General features: G+C 70.3%; 13 protein-coding genes. 10 read left to right on the forward strand and 3 right to left on the reverse strand.

The window, feature by feature from the left end; all coding sequences use genetic code 11:
- Positions 1-21: 21 nt before the first annotated feature.
- The 3 genes from ilvN to serA all read left to right on the forward strand — a co-directional run bounded on the left by ilvN (position 22) and on the right by serA (position 3,704).
- Positions 22-546: an acetolactate synthase small subunit gene (gene ilvN, locus ACH4S7_RS18205; protein ID WP_398522207.1), complete on the forward strand. Its 525-nt coding sequence runs from the start codon at positions 22-24 to the stop codon at positions 544-546.
- Between the two features lie 147 nt (positions 547-693).
- Positions 694-1,695, forward strand: coding sequence for a ketol-acid reductoisomerase (gene ilvC / locus ACH4S7_RS18210; protein ID WP_398522208.1), 1,002 nt, complete (start codon positions 694-696; stop codon positions 1,693-1,695).
- Positions 1,696-2,111: 416 nt separating this feature from the next.
- Positions 2,112-3,704: a phosphoglycerate dehydrogenase gene (gene serA / locus ACH4S7_RS18215; RefSeq protein WP_398522209.1), complete on the forward strand. Its 1,593-nt coding sequence runs from the start codon at positions 2,112-2,114 to the stop codon at positions 3,702-3,704.
- Between the two features lie 183 nt (positions 3,705-3,887).
- Here serA and ACH4S7_RS18220 read toward each other — a convergent pair whose 3' ends face one another.
- Entirely contained in the window at positions 3,888-5,450 is a 1,563-nt protein-coding gene (locus ACH4S7_RS18220; protein WP_398522210.1) for an MFS transporter, read from the reverse strand.
- 94 nt (positions 5,451-5,544) lie between these two features.
- Between ACH4S7_RS18220 and ACH4S7_RS18225 the strand changes: the two genes are divergently transcribed.
- On the forward strand, positions 5,545-6,120 hold the full coding sequence (locus tag ACH4S7_RS18225; protein ID WP_398522211.1) for a TetR/AcrR family transcriptional regulator: 576 nt from the start codon (positions 5,545-5,547) through the stop codon (positions 6,118-6,120).
- Between the two features lie 384 nt (positions 6,121-6,504).
- Here the strand turns inward: ACH4S7_RS18225 and ACH4S7_RS18230 are convergent, their stop codons facing one another.
- Positions 6,505-7,908, reverse strand: a complete 1,404-nt coding sequence (locus ACH4S7_RS18230; protein ID WP_398522212.1) for a helix-turn-helix domain-containing protein — start codon at positions 7,906-7,908, stop codon at positions 6,505-6,507.
- A gap of 181 nt (positions 7,909-8,089) precedes the next feature.
- Between ACH4S7_RS18230 and ACH4S7_RS18235 the strand changes: the two genes are divergently transcribed.
- Positions 8,090-9,016 (forward strand): proline dehydrogenase family protein, encoded by a 927-nt coding sequence (locus ACH4S7_RS18235; RefSeq protein ID WP_398522213.1) that lies wholly within the window; start codon positions 8,090-8,092, stop codon positions 9,014-9,016.
- Between the two features lie 40 nt (positions 9,017-9,056).
- On the forward strand, positions 9,057-10,697 hold the full coding sequence (pruA, locus tag ACH4S7_RS18240) for an L-glutamate gamma-semialdehyde dehydrogenase (RefSeq protein WP_398522214.1): 1,641 nt from the start codon (positions 9,057-9,059) through the stop codon (positions 10,695-10,697).
- Between the two features lie 212 nt (positions 10,698-10,909).
- Here pruA and ACH4S7_RS18245 read toward each other — a convergent pair whose 3' ends face one another.
- Positions 10,910-11,905 (reverse strand): isopenicillin N synthase family dioxygenase, encoded by a 996-nt coding sequence (locus ACH4S7_RS18245; protein WP_398522215.1) that lies wholly within the window; start codon positions 11,903-11,905, stop codon positions 10,910-10,912.
- A 217-nt stretch (positions 11,906-12,122) separates the two neighbouring features.
- On the opposite strand from ACH4S7_RS18245, the gene ACH4S7_RS18250 reads away from it, so the two are divergent.
- From ACH4S7_RS18250 to ACH4S7_RS18265, 4 genes are all read left to right on the forward strand, one after another.
- Positions 12,123-13,070 (forward strand): TetR/AcrR family transcriptional regulator, encoded by a 948-nt coding sequence (locus ACH4S7_RS18250; protein ID WP_398522216.1) that lies wholly within the window; start codon positions 12,123-12,125, stop codon positions 13,068-13,070.
- A gap of 280 nt (positions 13,071-13,350) precedes the next feature.
- On the forward strand, positions 13,351-13,908 hold the full coding sequence (locus ACH4S7_RS18255; protein ID WP_398522217.1) for a GNAT family N-acetyltransferase: 558 nt from the start codon (positions 13,351-13,353) through the stop codon (positions 13,906-13,908).
- A 619-nt stretch (positions 13,909-14,527) separates the two neighbouring features.
- On the forward strand, positions 14,528-15,568 hold the full coding sequence (locus ACH4S7_RS18260; RefSeq protein ID WP_398522218.1) for a 3-isopropylmalate dehydrogenase: 1,041 nt from the start codon (positions 14,528-14,530) through the stop codon (positions 15,566-15,568).
- A 242-nt stretch (positions 15,569-15,810) separates the two neighbouring features.
- Positions 15,811-16,899, forward strand: a complete 1,089-nt coding sequence (locus ACH4S7_RS18265) for a branched-chain amino acid aminotransferase (RefSeq protein WP_398522219.1) — start codon at positions 15,811-15,813, stop codon at positions 16,897-16,899.
- Positions 16,900-16,907: the final 8 nt, after the last annotated feature.

The following is a 16,907-nucleotide window of genomic DNA, read 5'->3' on the forward strand; positions in this document are numbered from 1 at the left end:
GAGAGACGAGAGACCCACCCCATGTCCAAGCACACGCTCTCCGTTCTGGTCGAGAACACGCCCGGCATCCTCGCCCGGATCGCCGCCCTGTTCTCCCGGCGCGGTTTCAACATCGACTCGCTCGCCGTCGGTGTCACCGAGCACCCCGACATCTCCCGGATCACCATCGTGGTCAGTGTCGAGTCGCTGCCGCTGGAGCAGGTGACCAAGCAGCTCAACAAGCTGGTCAACGTACTGAAGATCGTCGAGCTGGAGCCGGGGGCGGCCGTCCAGCGCGAACTGGTCCTGGTCAAGGTCCGCGCGGACAGCGAGACCCGCTCCCAGGTCGTGGAGATCGTCCAGCTCTTCCGCGCCAAGACCGTGGACGTCTCGCCCGAGGCGGTCACCATCGAGGCCACCGGTTCGAGCGACAAGCTGGACGCGATGCTGAAGATGCTGGAGCAGTTCGGCATCAAGGAACTGGTCCAGTCCGGCACCATCGCCATAGGGCGTGGCTCCCGGTCCATCACCGACCGGTCCCTGCGGGCCCTCGACCGCAGCGCCTAGCACCGCGGCCCCCGAACCCGTATCGCCGGCGAACCCTTGTCGCCGACGGGTCCCGCGCCGGGGCGCCCGTATCGCGAGACCCGAAATCCTTTCCCTTCCTCCCCGCCGTACGGTGGGACGCACACCTGCACACCAAGGAGAATCCCAGTGGCCGAGCTGTTCTACGACGACGACGCTGACCTGTCCATCATCCAGAACCGCAAGGTCGCGGTCATCGGCTACGGCAGCCAGGGCCACGCCCACGCGCTGTCGCTCCGTGACTCGGGTGTCGACGTCAAGGTCGGTCTGCACGAGGGCTCCAAGTCCAAGACGAAGGCCGAGGAGCAGGGCCTGACCGTCGTCACGCCCGCCGAGGCGTCCGCCTGGGCCGACGTCATCATGATCCTGGTCCCGGACCCGATCCAGGGCCAGGTCTACGAGGAGTCCATCGCCCCGAACCTGAAGGACGGCGACGCGCTGTTCTTCGGCCACGGCCTCAACATCCGCTTCGGCTTCATCAAGCCCCCGGCCGGTGTCGACGTCGCCATGGTCGCGCCCAAGGGCCCGGGCCACCTGGTGCGCCGTCAGTACGAGGAGGGGCGCGGCGTCCCCTGTATCGCGGCCGTCGAGCAGGACGCCACCGGCAAGGGCTTCGAGCTGGCCCTGTCGTACGCCAAGGCCATCGGCGGCACCCGCGCCGGCGTCATCAAGACGACCTTCACCGAGGAGACCGAGACCGACCTCTTCGGCGAGCAGGCCGTGCTCTGCGGCGGTGCCTCGGCGCTGGTCAAGGCGGGCTTCGAGACCCTGGTCGAGGCCGGCTACCAGCCGGAGATCGCGTACTTCGAGTGCCTCCACGAGCTGAAGCTGATCGTGGACCTGATGTACGAGGGCGGCCTGGAGAAGATGCGCTGGTCGGTCTCCGAGACCGCCGAGTGGGGCGACTACGTCACCGGCCCCCGCATCATCACCGACCAGACCAAGGTCGAGATGCGCAAGGTCCTCGCCGAGATCCAGGACGGCACCTTCGCCCGTAACTGGATGGACGAGTACCACGGCGGTCTGAAGAAGTACAACGAGTACAAGAAGCAGGACGAGGACCACCTGCTGGAGACCACGGGCAAGGAGCTGCGCAAGCTCATGAGCTGGGTCGACAACGACGACGCGTGAGCCGTGGGCGAGGGCCGGGACGACGATGTCCCGGCCCTTCGCCGTATCGGCCACCGGCCACCGGCCGCGTGGCCGCGTGGCCGCGTACCGGGGAGCCCGGCTCCACGGCGCCCGAAGACCCGGCTCCACGGCGCCGGGAAGCCCGGTGCCTCGGCGCCGGAGAACGCGGTACCGCGACGCCGGGAAGCCCTTCGCCGTATCGGCCACCGTGGCTCGTTCAGGTGCTCTTCCACTCTGTCCAGCCACGGACGGGTGATCCTGCCTCGGAGGCGTAAGACACCTCCCGGGGCACCACTACACTTCTCACCAATACCTACGCGTCAGGCCCACAGTGTCGTGCGTCTTCCACGCGGCTAGCCCCTCCACCGCCTGCGGCCGTCGGGACGGCCGTCCGCACTGGACCTGTGAGGACTCACGTGAGCTCGAAACCTGTCGTACTCATCGCTGAAGAGCTGTCGCCCGCCACTGTGGACGCGCTCGGCCCCGATTTCGAGATCCGCCACTGCAACGGCGCGGACCGCGCGGAGCTGCTCCCGGCCATCGCCGACGTGGACGCCATCCTCGTCCGCTCCGCCACCAAGGTCGACGCCGAGGCCATCGCCGCCGCGCGCAAGCTGCGGGTCGTCGCCCGCGCCGGCGTCGGTCTGGACAATGTCGATGTCTCCGCCGCCACCAAGGCCGGCGTGATGGTCGTCAACGCCCCGACCTCCAACATCGTCACCGCCGCCGAGCTGGCCTGTGGCCTGCTGGTGGCCACCGCGCGCAACATCCCGCAGGCGAACACCGCACTGAAGAACGGCGAGTGGAAGCGTTCCAAGTACACCGGTGTCGAGCTGAGCGAGAAGACCCTCGGCGTCGTCGGCCTCGGCCGGATCGGTGTGCTGGTGGCCCAGCGGATGTCCGCGTTCGGGATGAAGATCGTCGCGTTCGACCCCTACGTACAGCCCGCGCGCGCCGCGCAGATGGGCGTCAAGCTGCTCTCGCTGGACGAGCTGCTGGAGGTCTCCGACTTCATCACCGTGCACCTGCCCAAGACGCCCGAGACCCTCGGGCTGATCGGTGACGAGGCCCTGCACAAGGTCAAGCCGACCGTCCGGATCGTCAACGCCGCGCGCGGCGGGATCGTGGACGAGGAGGCGCTCGCCTCGGCGCTGAAGGAGGGCCGGGTCGCCGGCGCCGGTCTGGACGTGTACGCGAAGGAGCCGTGCGTCGACTCCCCGCTCTTCCAGTTCGACCAGGTCGTCTGTACGCCGCACCTCGGCGCGTCGACCGACGAGGCGCAGGAGAAGGCCGGTATCGCCGTCGCCCGTTCCGTACGGCTGGCCCTCGCCGGCGAATTGGTGCCGGACGCGGTCAACGTCCAGGGCGGTGTGATCGCCCAGGACGTCAAGCCCGGGCTGCCGCTCGCCGAGCGCCTCGGCCGGATCTTCACCGCGCTCGCGGGTGAGGTCGCGGTCCGCCTCGATGTCGAGGTCTACGGCGAGATCACCCAGCACGACGTGAAGGTGCTCGAACTCTCCGCGCTCAAGGGCGTGTTCGAGGATGTCGTCGACGAGACCGTGTCCTACGTCAACGCCCCGCTCTTCGCTCAGGAGCGCGGTGTCGAGGTGCGGCTGACGACGAGTTCGGAGTCGCCGGACCACCGCAATGTCGTCACCGTGCGCGGCACGCTCTCCGGTGGCGAGGAGGTCTCGGTCTCCGGCACGCTGGCCGGTCCGAAGAATCTGCAGAAGATCGTCGCCATCGGTGAGCACGATGTGGACCTGGCCCTCGCCGACCACATGCTCGTCCTCCGCTACGACGACCGCCCCGGTGTCGTCGGCACGGTCGGCCGGATCCTCGGTGAGGCCGGGCTGAACATCGCGGGGATGCAGGTCTCCCGCGCCCACGAGGGCGGCGAGGCGCTGGTCGTGCTGACGGTGGACGACACCGTGCCGCCGACGGTGGTCGCGGAGATCGCGGAGGAGATCGGCGCGACGTCGGCCCGCTCGGTGAATCTGACCGACTGACCGGCCTGCTGACCGGCCGACAGATCGACTGACCGGCCGGCAGGCGAACCGGCTGACCACTGTCCCTGGTCCATGACGGGCTGACGGACTGACGGGTCGGCCGGTAGTACGGATATACGGGTACGGGTGAGGGCCCGGTCCGCCTCGACGACGCGAGGCGGACCGGGCCCTCACCCGTCGCGTTCAGCGCGCGCCGACCAAGGGGCGCACGGGCTTTCCGGCCCGGTGGGCCGCCCGCCGCCGCAGCAGGGTGGCGGCCAGGACCGCCGCCGCGATCAACAGCACCCCGGTGCAGACGGCCGCGAGCCGCATCCCGCTGACGAAGGCTTCACGGGCGGCGGTCAGCACCGCGTCGCCGAGCGGCCCCGGCAGCCCGTCGGCCACCGCCGTGGCGCCGCCGAGGGTCTCCCGGACGGAGTGCAGCGCGCCATCCGGGAGACCCTGGGGCGCCGACCCGGCGAGATCGTCGCGGTAGACCGCCGTACCGATGGAGCCCAGGATCGCCATGCCCAGCGCGCCGCCGAACTCCTGGCCGGTCTCCAGCAGCGAGGCGGCCGAACCGGCCTTGTGCGGCGGTGCCGAGGCCAGCGCCATGTCGTTGACCAGCGCGATCACGGTGACCACACCACAGCCGATGACGGCGGTCCCGATGAGCAGCACCACCAGGGAGTCCGTGGAGCTGAGGGCGAGCACCGCGAATCCGGCGGCGCCGGTCAGAAAGCCCCCGGCGATCACATGGCGGCGGTCGTACCGCTGGGCGAGGGTGGCGGCTGCCGGCGCGGAGACACCGATGGCCAGGGAGGGGACGAGGCTCCACAGCGCGGCTTCCAGGCTGCTCATGCCGAGCACCGACTGAAGGTACTGGGTGGTGAAGTAGGCCGAACCCATCATCGCGAAGGCTGCGACGGTCAGCAGCGCGATCCCGGAGCCGAAGACGCGGTGGGCGAAGAGGTCCCGGCTGATCATGGCGTCGGGGCGGGTGCGCTGGCGGCGGACGAAGAGCGCTCCGACGGCGAGGCCGACGGCGACGCAGAGGGTCGTGGTGAGGGTGAGGCCCTCGACGGCGATCTCCTTGAGCCCGTACACCACCGGCAGTACGGCACCCATCGAGAGCGGCACGCTGAGCAGGTCGAACCGGCCCGGCGCGGGGTCCTTGAACTCCGGCACCAGCAGCGGGGCGAGGATCAACAGCAGCACCATCGCGGGCACGTTGACGAGGAAGACCGAGCCCCACCAGAAGTGTTCGAGCAGCACACCGCCCATCACGGAGCCGAGCGCGACCCCGCCCGCCATCGCGCCTGACCAGATGCCGATCGCCTGGGTGCGCTGCTGGTCGTTCCGGAAGATGTTGCGCACCAGTGCCAGGGTCGAGGGCATCAGGGTGGCTCCGCCGAGGCCGAGCAGGACGCGGGCGACGATGAGCGCCTCGGCGCTCTGCGCGTAGGCCGCCAGGACGGAGGCGAGGCCGAACGCGACCGCACCGATCAGCAGCAGCCTGCGGCGGCCGATGCGGTCGCCGAGCGAGCCCATGGTGATCAGCAGCCCCGCGAGGGCGAAGGCGTAGATGTCGAAGATCCAGAGCTGCTGGGTGCTGCTCGGGTCCAGGTCCTGGGTGATGGCCGGGATGGCGAAGTAGAGGACGGAGACGTCCATCGAGACCAGGAGGAGGGGCAGCAGGAGGACGGCGAAGGCGGCCCATTCCCGGCGACCGGCACGCGGGCCGGTGGGGTTCGGCGGAGGTGTCATACGGGAAATGTACAAGCGTCTTAAACGTATGTCTAGTACGACTGTGTAAAACGACCGTATAGGACGGGTGTCTACTCGGCGGTACGCTGCTGACATGGGACATCGTGAGGATTTGCTCGAAGGCGCGAAGCGCTGCCTGCTGGAGAAGGGGTACGCCCGCACGACGGCGCGTGACATCGTCGCCGCCTCCGGCGCCAACCTCGCCTCCATCGGCTACCACTACGGCTCCAAGGAGGCCCTGCTCCAGCAGGCGTTCCTCGAAGTGACCGGGGAATGGGGGGAGGCGGTCGGCCCCGGGGGGCGGGGTGGGGAGGAACTGCCGAAGGACGGGATGGAGCGCTTCCAGAAGACCTGGGAGCAGGTCATCTCCACCTTCGACGCCAGTCGTTCCGTCTGGAAGCTCCAGTTGGAGGTCGTCTCCCGGCTGGACGACGATGCGACGCTGCGCGAGGCGATCAGGGGGACGCAGGCCGAGGGGCGGGCGAGTCTCGCGGAGATCTTCGGCGAGTTCGACACGACGGACGACCCGGAGAAGGCGCGGGTGGCGGGCCAGTTCTACCAGGCGCTGATGGTCGGCGTGATGATCCAGTGGCTGATGGACCCGGAGACGGCGCCCACGGCGCAGGATCTGACGGAGGGGTTGCGGACGGTGCTGGAGGACCGGCCGTAACGTTCCCGCGATCGGGTGACCAGGCATGGTGAGTTCGTGCCGCCCGTGCTCGTCGTTGGTGGGCGCGATCGGCCACGGCACTCCGGTGCTCGGCCGTGGCACTCGCGCGACTGGCCACCGGGCTTCCGGGCTCCCGCCCGCCACCGGGCTTCCGGGCTCCCGCCCGTCATCGACCGTGGCGCTCGTGCGACCGGTGACCGGGCTTCCGTCGACGGCCGTGGCGCTCCGGTGCTCGGCCACGGGGGCGGCACGCTCGACTATCGCGCTCCGGCGCCCGGTCCCGGGGTTTCCGTGCCCGGTCCCGGGGTTATCGCGCCCAACCTCAGGGATTCCGTGCCCGGCCCCGGGGTATCCCCGCGCCCCCGAGGGCCCCCGGCCCGGGGTTCAGAGCCGGGCCGCCTTCAGTGCCATGTGCAGCAGCAGGCGGTCCTCGCCCTCCGCGAGATCGAGCCCGGTGAGCTGTTCGATCCGGGAGAGGCGGTAGTAGAGCGTCTGCCGGTGGATGCCGAGCGCCGAAGCGGTCCGGCTCGCCTGCCCCGCGCAATCCAGGAAGACCTCGGCCGTCCGGGCCAATTCGGCGTGGGCGCGGTCCAGCAGGGTGCTGACCGCGGGATCGTGGCCCAGGCCCGTGGGCAGCGCTGTCAGCATCCGGTACGGGCCGATGTCCGACCAGCGCGCGACCGGGCCGGCATCGGGCCGGGCCCGCGCGGTCCGCGCGGCGGCGGTCGCCTCCCGCCAGGCGGCGTCCAGTGCACCCAGACCGTGCCGGGGAGCGGCCATGCCCGCCGTCGCGGTGGCGCCCGCCAAGGTGAGCAGGCGTTCGGCGGTGGCGAGGGCGGGGGAGGGGTTGTCGACCGCCCGGAGCCGGACGAGGACGGCCAGGGTGTACGGAGTCAGTGCCGAGGGGGCGGGGCGCGCCGGGTCGGGCCGGCCGGCGACCCCCGCGGTCTGGCGGCTCCGCGCCGGGGCGGTCGGCCCTGCCCCGGGGTCGATGCCGGGGTCGGAGCCGGAGCCGGAGCCGGCCCCGGAGCCGGTCGCCCGCGCCGCGCCCACCCGGTCGCGCCCCGTACCCGTACCCGTACCCGCGCCCGTACGCGTACTCGTGTATCGGCCCGCCTCCGCACCCCGGGCGCCGTCGGAGGGATCGCCGGGCGCGCCCGGTACGGTGCAGACCGCCGCCGCCCCCGGCAGGGAGCGCGCCGACGGTGGATCGTCCGTCGGCCACGGGCTCACACAGACCACCGCATGGGGCCCCTCCGCGCCCCGCTCGTCGCCGCCCAGGGCGGTACGGAGCGCGGCCACCGCCATGTCGTACTGCCAGCCGCGCTCCGCCGTGAGCACCGCGCGGAACTCCCGGGACAGGTCCGAGCCCGCCCGCTCCTCGTCCGCGAGCAGGGTGCCGATCCGGGCCGCCACCTCCATCGCCGCCGCCAGCCGCTCCTCGGTCGGGCCGGGGCTGGTGTCCAGGAGCCAGACATAGCCGAGGACGATGCCCCGGTGGCGTACGGGCAGACAGATCCGGTCCCGGAACACCCCGGCGTCCGGCGCGGCCGGGATCCGGACCGGGCCGGTCGCCCGGGCGATGCCGAAGCCCTCGAACCAGGCGCGCACCGCCGGGGTGGACTTCCTCGTGAGGATCGACCGGGTCCTGACCGGGTCCATCGCGCTGTCGTCGTCGCTGTCGTGGGCGCCGAAGGCGATGAGGCCGAAATCGCGGTTCTCCAGCGTCGCCGGGACCGCGAGCAGGGCCGAGATCTCATCGACCAGTTCCTGGTAATCGCCCTTCATCCGGACATTCTGGCACGCTTCTCAGACATCTGTCTGAGATCCCGGCCACGGATGCGTGACAGCTGTCGATGGCTGAGGATCGGAGCGATCCTTAGATTTCACGGTGGTTCTTCGTGCCGTTCCGGATCCGTCACCCGATGTTTCCGGCCCGGTTCTGCCCGTTCTCTCCGTGGAGGTCCCTGTGCTGGGTCCCGTGATCCTCGCCGCGTCGCGCAGCGACAAGATGCGCCGAATCGTTTCGGCCGCCCCGGTCACCAAGCCCGTGGTGAACCGTTTCATCGCCGGCGAGTCGGTCCGGGAGACGGTTCCCGTCGTCCAGGAGACCGTCGCCCGCGGCCTGGAGGTCACCCTCGACGTCCTCGGCGAGGACATCACCGACCCCGCCGAGGCGCTGCGCGCCCGGGACGCCTACCTGGAGCTGATCGAGGCGCTCAAGCCGCTCGGCCTCGGGGAGCGCGCGGAGATGTCGGTCAAGCTCTCCTCCTTCGGGCAGGCGCTCGCCGGTGGCCATGACCTGGCCCTGCGGAACGTCACCCCCGTCGTCGAGGCCGCCGCCGAGATCGGCACCACGGTCACCCTCGACATGGAGGACCACACCACCGTCGACTCGACGCTGGCGATCCACGCCGACCTGCGTGAGCGCTTCCCGGGGACCGGCGCCGTCGTCCAGTCGTACCTCTTCCGCACCGAGGACGACTGCCGGGCGCTCGCCGACGCGGGCTCGCGGGTCCGGCTGGTGAAGGGCGCCTATAAGGAGCCCGCCTCCGTCGCCATCCAGGACAAGGCCGAGGTCGACAAGGCGTACATCCGCTGCCTGAAGATCCTGATGGAGGGCGAGGGCTACCCGATGATCGGGTCCCACGACCCGCGGATCATCTCCATCAGCCAGGAGCTCGCCCGTCAGGCCGGCCGCAAGCTGGAGGACTACGAGTTCCAGATGCTGTACGGCATCCGGGAGGGCGAGCAGTTCCGGCTCGCCGCCGAGGGCCACCGGATGCGGGTCTACATCGCGTACGGCACGGATTGGTACGGGTACTTCATGCGCCGCCTCGCGGAGCGCCCCGCCAACCTGGCGTTCTTCCTGCGTTCGCTGGTCAGCCGCGGCTGAACCCCCCAACTGACCTACTGATTAAGGAGATTCGGCACCCATGGACGCTGTGACCAAGGTTCCCGCGCCGGTCAACGAGCCGGTGCACGGCTACGCCCCCGGTTCCCCCGAGCGTGCCCGCCTCGAAGTCAAGCTCAAGGAGCTGGCCGAGAACCCGATCGAGCTGCCGATGACCATCGGTGGCGTACGGCGCATGGGTGGTGGCGAGCGGGTCGACGTCGTCCAGCCGCACAACCACTCCGCCGTCCTCGGCACCTTCGCCGGCGCCACGGAGCAGGACGCCCAGGACGCGGTCGACGCCGCGCTGGCCGCCGCCCCGGCCTGGCGCGCGATGGCCTTCGACGACCGCGCCGCGATCATCCTGCGCGCCGCCGAGCTGCTGGCCGGCCCCTGGCGCGAGACGCTGGCCGCCTCCACCATGCTGGGCCAGTCCAAGACCGCGCAGCAGGCCGAGATCGACACGCCGTGCGAGCTGGTCGACTTCTGGCGGTTCAATGTCGCCTACGCCCGTGACCTGCTGGCCGAGCAGCCCCCGGCCAACTCCCCGGGCGTGTGGAACCGACTGGACCACCGTCCGCTGGAGGGCTTCGTCTACGCGATCACGCCCTTCAACTTCACCGCCATCGCGGGCAACCTCCCCACCGCCCCCGCCCTGATGGGCAACGTCGTCGTGTGGAAGCCGTCCCCGACGCAGACGCACGCCGCCGTGCTGCTGATGCAGCTGCTGGAGGAGGCGGGCCTGCCCAAGGGCGTCATCAACCTGGTGACCGGTGACGGCATCGCCGTCTCCGAGGTGGCGCTGAACCACCCCGACCTGGCCGGTATCCACTTCACCGGTTCGACCAAGACCTTCCAGCACCTGTGGAAGACGGTCGGCAACAACATCGAGAAGTACCGCTCCTACCCGCGCATCGTCGGTGAGACGGGCGGCAAGGACTTCGTGGTCGCGCACCCCAGCGCCGACCGCGCCGTGCTGAAGACCGCGCTGACGCGCGGTTCCTTCGAGTTCCAGGGCCAGAAGTGCTCCGCGTCCTCGCGTGCGTACATCCCGGCGTCCATCTGGAACGACGGCTTCAAGGAGGAGTTCGCGGCCGAGGTCGACGGCATCGCCATGGGTGATGTCACCGATCTGTCGAACTTCATCGGTGCCGTCATCGACGACCGTTCGTTCGCCAAGAACAAGGCCGCGATCGACCGCGCCAGGGCCGACGCCTCCTGTGAGATCGTCGCCGGTGGCACCTACGACGACTCGGTCGGCTACTTCGTCCGCCCGACCGTCATCGAGTGCTCCGACCCGGCGAACGAGGTCTTCACGACCGAGTACTTCGGTCCGATCCTCGCGATCCACGTGTACGACGACAGCTCCCCCGAGCAGTACGACGCCATGCTGGAGCAGATGGAGTCGGTCTCCGCGTACGCCCTGACCGGCGCCGTCATCGCCAATGACCGCGCCGCCGCCGCGCACACGATGGAGAAGCTGCGGTTCGCCGCGGGCAACTTCTACATCAACGACAAGTCGACCGGCGCCGTCGTCGGCCAGCAGCCCTTCGGTGGCGGCCGGGCCTCGGGCACCAACGACAAGGCCGGCGCGCCGCAGAACCTGATGCGCTGGACGCTGACCCGCGCGATCAAGGAGACGCTGGTCGCCCCGACCGACTACACGTACCCGCACATGGGCTGACCTCCGGGTCGCCCTCCCCGAGCCCGCCCCCGTACCTGCCCCCACGCCGGTGCGGGGGCGGTTCCATGCCCGGATGCCCGGATGCCCGGATGCCGGGACGCCGGGACGCCCGGAACCGACCGCCGGCCCGGGTGCCGGACCCGTGTCCGAGCCCGGCACCCGGGCCCGTCCCGCGTCAGGGAGTGCCGGTCCGGCGAGAGGGGCGATCCCCGTCAGGAGGTGCCGGTGAACAGCTTCCTGAGCTTGTCCGACATCCACTCGCCCGCCGTCACGGCCCCGCCCGGCCGCCGGGCGGGGTCCGGAGTGTCGAACGGTCGCAGGGGCTCCGTCGACGCGTCGTGGTTGGGCAGATAGAAGAACGGGACGGACAGCCGGGACGAGGCGTCCCCCCGCGCCGGGTTGACCACCCGGTGCATGGTCGACACCCAGAGCCCACCCGTCCACAGGGCCATCAGATCGCCGATGTTGACCACGAAGCCACCGGGGACGGCCGTGACCTCGCGCCATTCGCCGTCGCCCCGCAGCACCTGGAGACCGCCGCGTCCGTCCTGTTGGTGCAGGACGGTCAGGGCGCCGAAGTCGGTGTGCGCGCCCCGCCGTAGCTGGCCCGGGAGCGGAGGGGCGAGCTGCGGGTAGTAGTAGTTGGCGGTGAGGGACGATCCGTGGCGGTCGAACTTGTCGGCGAAGAACTCCTCGTCCAGGCCGAGCGCGAGTGCGAACAGGCGCATGACGTCGGCGGACAGCTCTCCCAGGACCGCCATGTACTCCTGCCAGACCTCCTGGAAGTCGGCGGGGGTGCGCGGCCAGACGTTCGCCAGGGTCCAGGTCGCCCACTCGTCCCCGAGCCGCGCACGTTCCGCCGCGCTCAGCTCGCCCGTCACATGGGCGCCGAAGGCTTCGCACAGATCCGGTGGCGTCTCCTGGCCGAGGCTGCGCGCGGTCGTCCCGCCCAGGCGCCGGAATCCGGAGACGCCGGGACGGTTCGCGACGAGGTCCTTCTCGTCCTCCGGCAGGGTGAAGAATCCGTCGGTCACCGCGTACATGCGCTCGATCAGCCGCTCCGGCACGCCGTGCCCCACCACGACGAAGAATCCGGAACGCGCGCACGCCGTGCCGATCGCGTCCGCGACGGCCACGCGACCGCTGGCGCTGTGCCGGTACGACAGGTCGATGACCGGCACGAATCCGTCGGCCACGGTGGTCGTCACCTGATCACGATCCATTGCTCACCACGCTTCTCTCATCTCGGGTCACTCCCGGGTCTCCGGACGGCCGTCCGAACGCGACGCCTCTCGCACTCGAACGTTGGTCTAGAGACTAGAACGTTGGTCTAGTGGCGGCGAGGTTATGCCACCTCGCGCTCGGTGACAACCGTTCGGGCGGCCGTGCGAGACTCGACGTCGACAGGCGGCCGACCCGTGGTACGTGCGCGAATCCGGGGCGGCCACACGCATCTGGAGGTGGACGGTCATCGCGGGCGGAGAACGACACACGGACGGCCCGGCCGGCAAGGCGCGGGCCGCCGGGAGTGCGGGCGGTGCGGGCGCGGGCGGTGCGGGCGCGGGCGGTGCGGGCGCGGGCGGTGCGGGCGTGGACGGTGCGGGCGTGGACGGTGCGGGCGTGGACGGTGCGAGTGGGAGCGCCGGGAGTACGGCCGGGGGCGCCGGCGCCACGAGCCCGGCCAATGTCTGGCTCCGGCCCGCGCGCGGTGGTGGCAGAGGCGCGGAACCGCCGCTCACCCGGGACCGCATCGTGGCGGAGGCCGTCGCCCTGCTGGACGAGGAGGGCATGGACCGGCTGACCATGCGCCGGCTCGCCGAACGGCTCCAGGCCGGTGCGACCACGCTCTACTGGCATGTGGCGACCAAGGACGATGTCATCGATCTCGCCCTGGACGCCGTCTTCGGCGAGACGCCCGTACCGGCGCGCCACACCGGGCGTCCCCGCGACGACATCACGGAACTTCTCGACGGGTGGCGCACGGTCATGCTGCGCCACCCGTGGACGGCCGCCTTCCCGTCGCGCCAACGGCCGCTGATGGGGCCGAACTTCCTGATCTGGATGGAGTTCCTACAGTCGGCACTGGTCCGCACCGGCCTGCCCGAGCGGCGGCTGAACGCTGCGACCTGGGTGCTCTACAACCATGTGATGGGGGCCACGTCCACCCAGTCGAGCCTGCGGCTCTCCGCCGAGGACGCCCGAGCCGGCCAGGAGTACCTGGAGAACAGGCGCGACGACTACCCGACCGTCGCCGCGCACGGCTATCTGACGGACGACGACTGGGACGCCAACTTCGCGGCGGGCCTGGAGTTCGTGCTCGACGGAATCGAGGCGGGGGCGGCCCGGGCGTCGGACCTCGACGACACTCTCTAGCCGTCGTCCCGGGCCCGGCCGGGCCACCCGGACCGGAGTCGGCGCCACCCCGGCACGATCAGCACCAACCCGGCACGATCACTGCCAGGGCGACGGCGAATCCGCCCGCCCCCAGCGTCGCCGTGAAGTTGGCGTCCCAGCGAATCGCCCGCCCGACCGCCTCGCCTGCCCGACCGCCTCGCCCGCCACCACGATCCCGCTCATGCGGCCCACTGTCGTCCGGTGGCCGGTTTCCCACCATCATCCGCGTACGCGGATGATTAATGAGTACGGGTGAGCCATGGGGCCTGAGAGGCTCATGCATATGAATGAGTCACCGCGTCTCGCCCACACCTCCCAATTGACCCCCTCCCAGCTCACCGAGATCCGTGCCCTGCTGGACGCCGCGTTCGACGGCGACTTCGGCGACGAGGACTGGGATCACGCCCTCGGCGGGATGCACGCGCTGGTGTACGACGCCGAAGGCGATCTCGTCGCCCACGGGAGCGTGATCATGCGTCGGGTGCGGCACGGCGGACGTTTCCACCGTGTCGGATACGTCGAGGCCCTCGCGGTTCGGACCGACCGTCAGCGGCAGGGGCTCGGCGGCCGGGTGATGGACGCGCTGGAGCAGATCATCGAGCGGGCCTACGGTTTCGGCGCGCTCTCCGCCTCCGACGAGGGAGCTGCGCTCTACCGGTCGCGGGGGTGGCGGCTGTGGCCCGGCCGGATCGAGGGGCTGGGGCCTGAGGGGGTGGAGCGCTTCCCGGACGAGGAGGACTCCACCTTCGTCTGGGGCGCCCAGCCGACCGGGACCGGCGCGCTCGGCTTTGACTGGCGGGATGGTGACGTGCTCTGACCAGCGGATTCCTTGATTGTCGTCTCAGATAGTAGGAAGTCCGACTACTTGTAGAGACAGCGGGGCCCGGCTGATCTAGTTTTGATGGCAGCCGAACGTATCGCTCGATCCAGCGAAGGGCGGCGGGAGTCGGTGCCTCTGGCAGGCAATCCCTGCGGCACGCTCCCCGCCCCATCCGGCGCCTTTGAAATCCCCGCGATCTCCAAGGAGTCGATCACCATGTCCGTTGAGACGGCACGGCGAGTCCGGCACGCGGCTCGCCACACCAGCGAATCCGACCGAAAGAACGCGGCTGCGGCGCTACAGCGTGCGCTGGACCGCCGCGACAACGGTGGGTCCTCGGGCCGCTGATCCTCCCGGCCCGGCCGCGCCCGGCCGACATATGAGCCCGGCACCTCCGGCCTTGAGCCTTGCCCTCAATCTCCCCCAGACTTCGTCCGGGGGACCCCCAGACGGGCTGGGTTTCTGAGCCCGTCCGGCGATTGAGGACGGACCCTTCGCCCGAGGGCGCCGCACTGTCAAGGGCCCGGACCCCCGGGGAGCGGGCCACCCGGAACACCAAGGTCCATATCCTGGACATCGCATGTCACGGGCTGGGACGAAGAGTAGGGTGCCCGACATGTCTCGCAGCATCGAACTCGCAGTGATCCCCGGTGACGGCATCGGCCAAGAGGTCGTGGCCCAGGGCCTGAAGGTCCTCACCGCCGTCCTCCCGCAGGACGTCAAGCTGGAGACCAAGGAGTACGACCTTGGCGCCCAGCGTTGGCACCGCACCGGAGAGACCCTCCCCGACGCGGAACTGGCCGCGCTCAAGGGCCACGACGCGATCCTGCTCGGCGCCATCGGCGACCCGTCCGTACCCTCCGGTGTACTGGAACGCGGTCTGCTGCTCAAGCTCCGCTTCGCCTTCGACCACTACGTCAATCTGCGTCCGTCGAAGCTGTTCCCGAACACCGCCACTCCGCTGGCCGGCCGCCCCGAGATCGACTTCGTCGTCGTCCGCGAGGGCACCGAAGGCCCGTACACCGGCAACGGCGGCTCGCTGCGCACCGGCACACCCGCCGAGGTCGCCACCGAGGTCAGCCTGAACACCGCGTACGGCGTCGAGCGGGTCGTCCGGGACGCGTACGAGCGGGCCAACACCCGCCCGCGCAAGAAGCTGACGCTTGTCCACAAGAACAACGTCCTCGTCTACGCGGGCCACCTGTGGAAGAACATCTTCGACACGGTCGGCGCGGAGTACCCCGACGTCGCCACCGACTACCTGCACGTCGACGCCGCGACGATCTTCTTCGTCACCCAGCCGGAGCGCTTTGACGTCATCGTCACCGACAACCTCTTCGGTGACATCCTGACCGACCTCGCCGCTGCCGTCACCGGTGGCATCGGCCTGGCGGCCTCCGGCAACATCAACCCGACCGGCGCCTTCCCGTCGATGTTCGAGCCCGTCCACGGCTCGGCGCCCGATATCGCAGGCACCGGCAAGGCCGACCCGACGGCCACGATCCTCTCCGTCGCCCTGCTCCTGCGGCACCTCGGCTTCGAGGCCGAGGCCGTCCGCATCGAGGAGGCCGTCTCCGCCGACCTCGCGGGCCGCGACGGAACCTTCCGTACGACGGAGGAGATCGGCGACGCGCTGGCGGTACGAGTAGCCGGCTGACCCGACGATTGAACCAAGCCGCCGGGTCGCATTCCGCAACCCGGCGGCTTCTCTTGTGCGGTCTCCGGGTGCCACCATCAACCCGGGACCGCTTTCACCCCCTTCCGCCCTGTTTCTCGCACAGTCCGGTCCGAGCGATAATCGGACCGGGCCGTGGCGCACGGGAATGCTCGGACGTCCTAGCACGCGGGTAGCGGCGTGAGCGCGGTCCGTCACAACCAACGGTGAAGGACATTGCACTCATGACGACGCCCACGATCGAGCTGAAGCCCTCCTCGCACCCGCTGTCCGACGCGGAGCGGGAGGCGATCCTGGCCAACCCCGGGTTCGGCCGCCACTTCACCGACCACATGGTGACGATCAAGTGGACCGCGGGTGTCGGCTGGCACGAGGCCCAGCTCACCCCGTACGCGCCCCTGTCGATCGACCCGGCCAATATGACGCTGCACTACGCGCAGGAGATCTTCGAGGGGCTGAAGGCGTACCGCCGCCCCGACGGCTCGGTCGCGACCTTCCGCCCGGACGCCAACGCCGAGCGCTTCCAGATCTCGGCCCGCCGGCTCGCCATGCCCGAGCTGCCGACCGAGCTGTTCATCGAGGCGTGCGACGCCCTGGTCCGCCAGGACAAGGCGTGGGTTCCGGAGCACGGCGGCGAGGCATCCCTCTATCTGCGTCCGTTCATGATCGCGACCGAGGTCGGTCTGGGGGTGCGTCCGGCCAATGAGTACCTCTTCATCGTGATCGCCTCCCCGGCCGCCTCCTACTTCCCCGGTGGCGTCAAGCCGGTCTCCGTCTGGCTCTCGGAGAACTACGTCCGCGCGGTCCCCGGCGGCATGGGCTTCGCCAAGACCGGCGGCAATTACGCGGCGTCGCTGCTCGCCCAGGCGGAAGCGGCCGACAAGGGCTGTGACCAGGTCGTCTGGCTGGACGCCCTGGAGCACAAGTGGGTCGAGGAGATGGGCGGGATGAATCTGTACTTCGTGTACGGAAACCGCATCGTCACCCCCGGGCTGACCGGCTCCCTCCTCGCCGGAATCACCCGTGATTCCCTGCTCAAGCTGGCCAAGGACCTCGGTTACGAGGCCGAGGAGGGCAGGATCTCCACCGCCGACTGGAAGCGCGACAGCGAGAACGGCACCCTCACCGAGGTCTTCGCCTGCGGTACGGCGGCCGTGATCACCCCGGTCGGTCTGGTGAAGTCGGCCAACGGCGAGTGGGAGACCGGCGACGGCCAGCCCGGCGAGCTGACGTTGACCCTGCGCAAGGGACTGCTGGACATCCAGCGGGGCACCGCGGCCGACGAGCACGGCTGGATGCACGAACTCGGCTGACCCCCGCC

It is taken from the genome of Streptomyces sp. NPDC020965 (genome assembly GCF_044333555.1).
In the GTDB taxonomy this organism is placed as follows: Bacteria; Actinomycetota; Actinomycetes; order Streptomycetales; family Streptomycetaceae; genus Streptomyces.

What these genes read in the sequence shown, in the direction of transcription:
- ilvN (WP_398522207.1), top strand. Translation starts at nt 22, where the DNA reads ATGTCCAAGCACACGCTCTCCGTTCTGGTCGAGAACACGCCCGGCATC.
- ACH4S7_RS18220 (WP_398522210.1), bottom strand. Translation starts at nt 5,450, where the DNA reads ATGACACCTCCGCCGAACCCCACCGGCCCGCGTGCCGGTCGCCGGGAA.
- ACH4S7_RS18225 (WP_398522211.1), top strand. Translation starts at nt 5,545, where the DNA reads ATGGGACATCGTGAGGATTTGCTCGAAGGCGCGAAGCGCTGCCTGCTG.
- ACH4S7_RS18230 (WP_398522212.1), bottom strand. Translation starts at nt 7,908, where the DNA reads ATGAAGGGCGATTACCAGGAACTGGTCGATGAGATCTCGGCCCTGCTC.
- ACH4S7_RS18265 (WP_398522219.1), top strand. Translation starts at nt 15,811, where the DNA reads ATGACGACGCCCACGATCGAGCTGAAGCCCTCCTCGCACCCGCTGTCC.
- ACH4S7_RS18255 (WP_398522217.1), top strand. Translation starts at nt 13,351, where the DNA reads ATGGGGCCTGAGAGGCTCATGCATATGAATGAGTCACCGCGTCTCGCC.
- ACH4S7_RS18260 (WP_398522218.1), top strand. Translation starts at nt 14,528, where the DNA reads ATGTCTCGCAGCATCGAACTCGCAGTGATCCCCGGTGACGGCATCGGC.
- pruA (WP_398522214.1), top strand. Translation starts at nt 9,057, where the DNA reads ATGGACGCTGTGACCAAGGTTCCCGCGCCGGTCAACGAGCCGGTGCAC.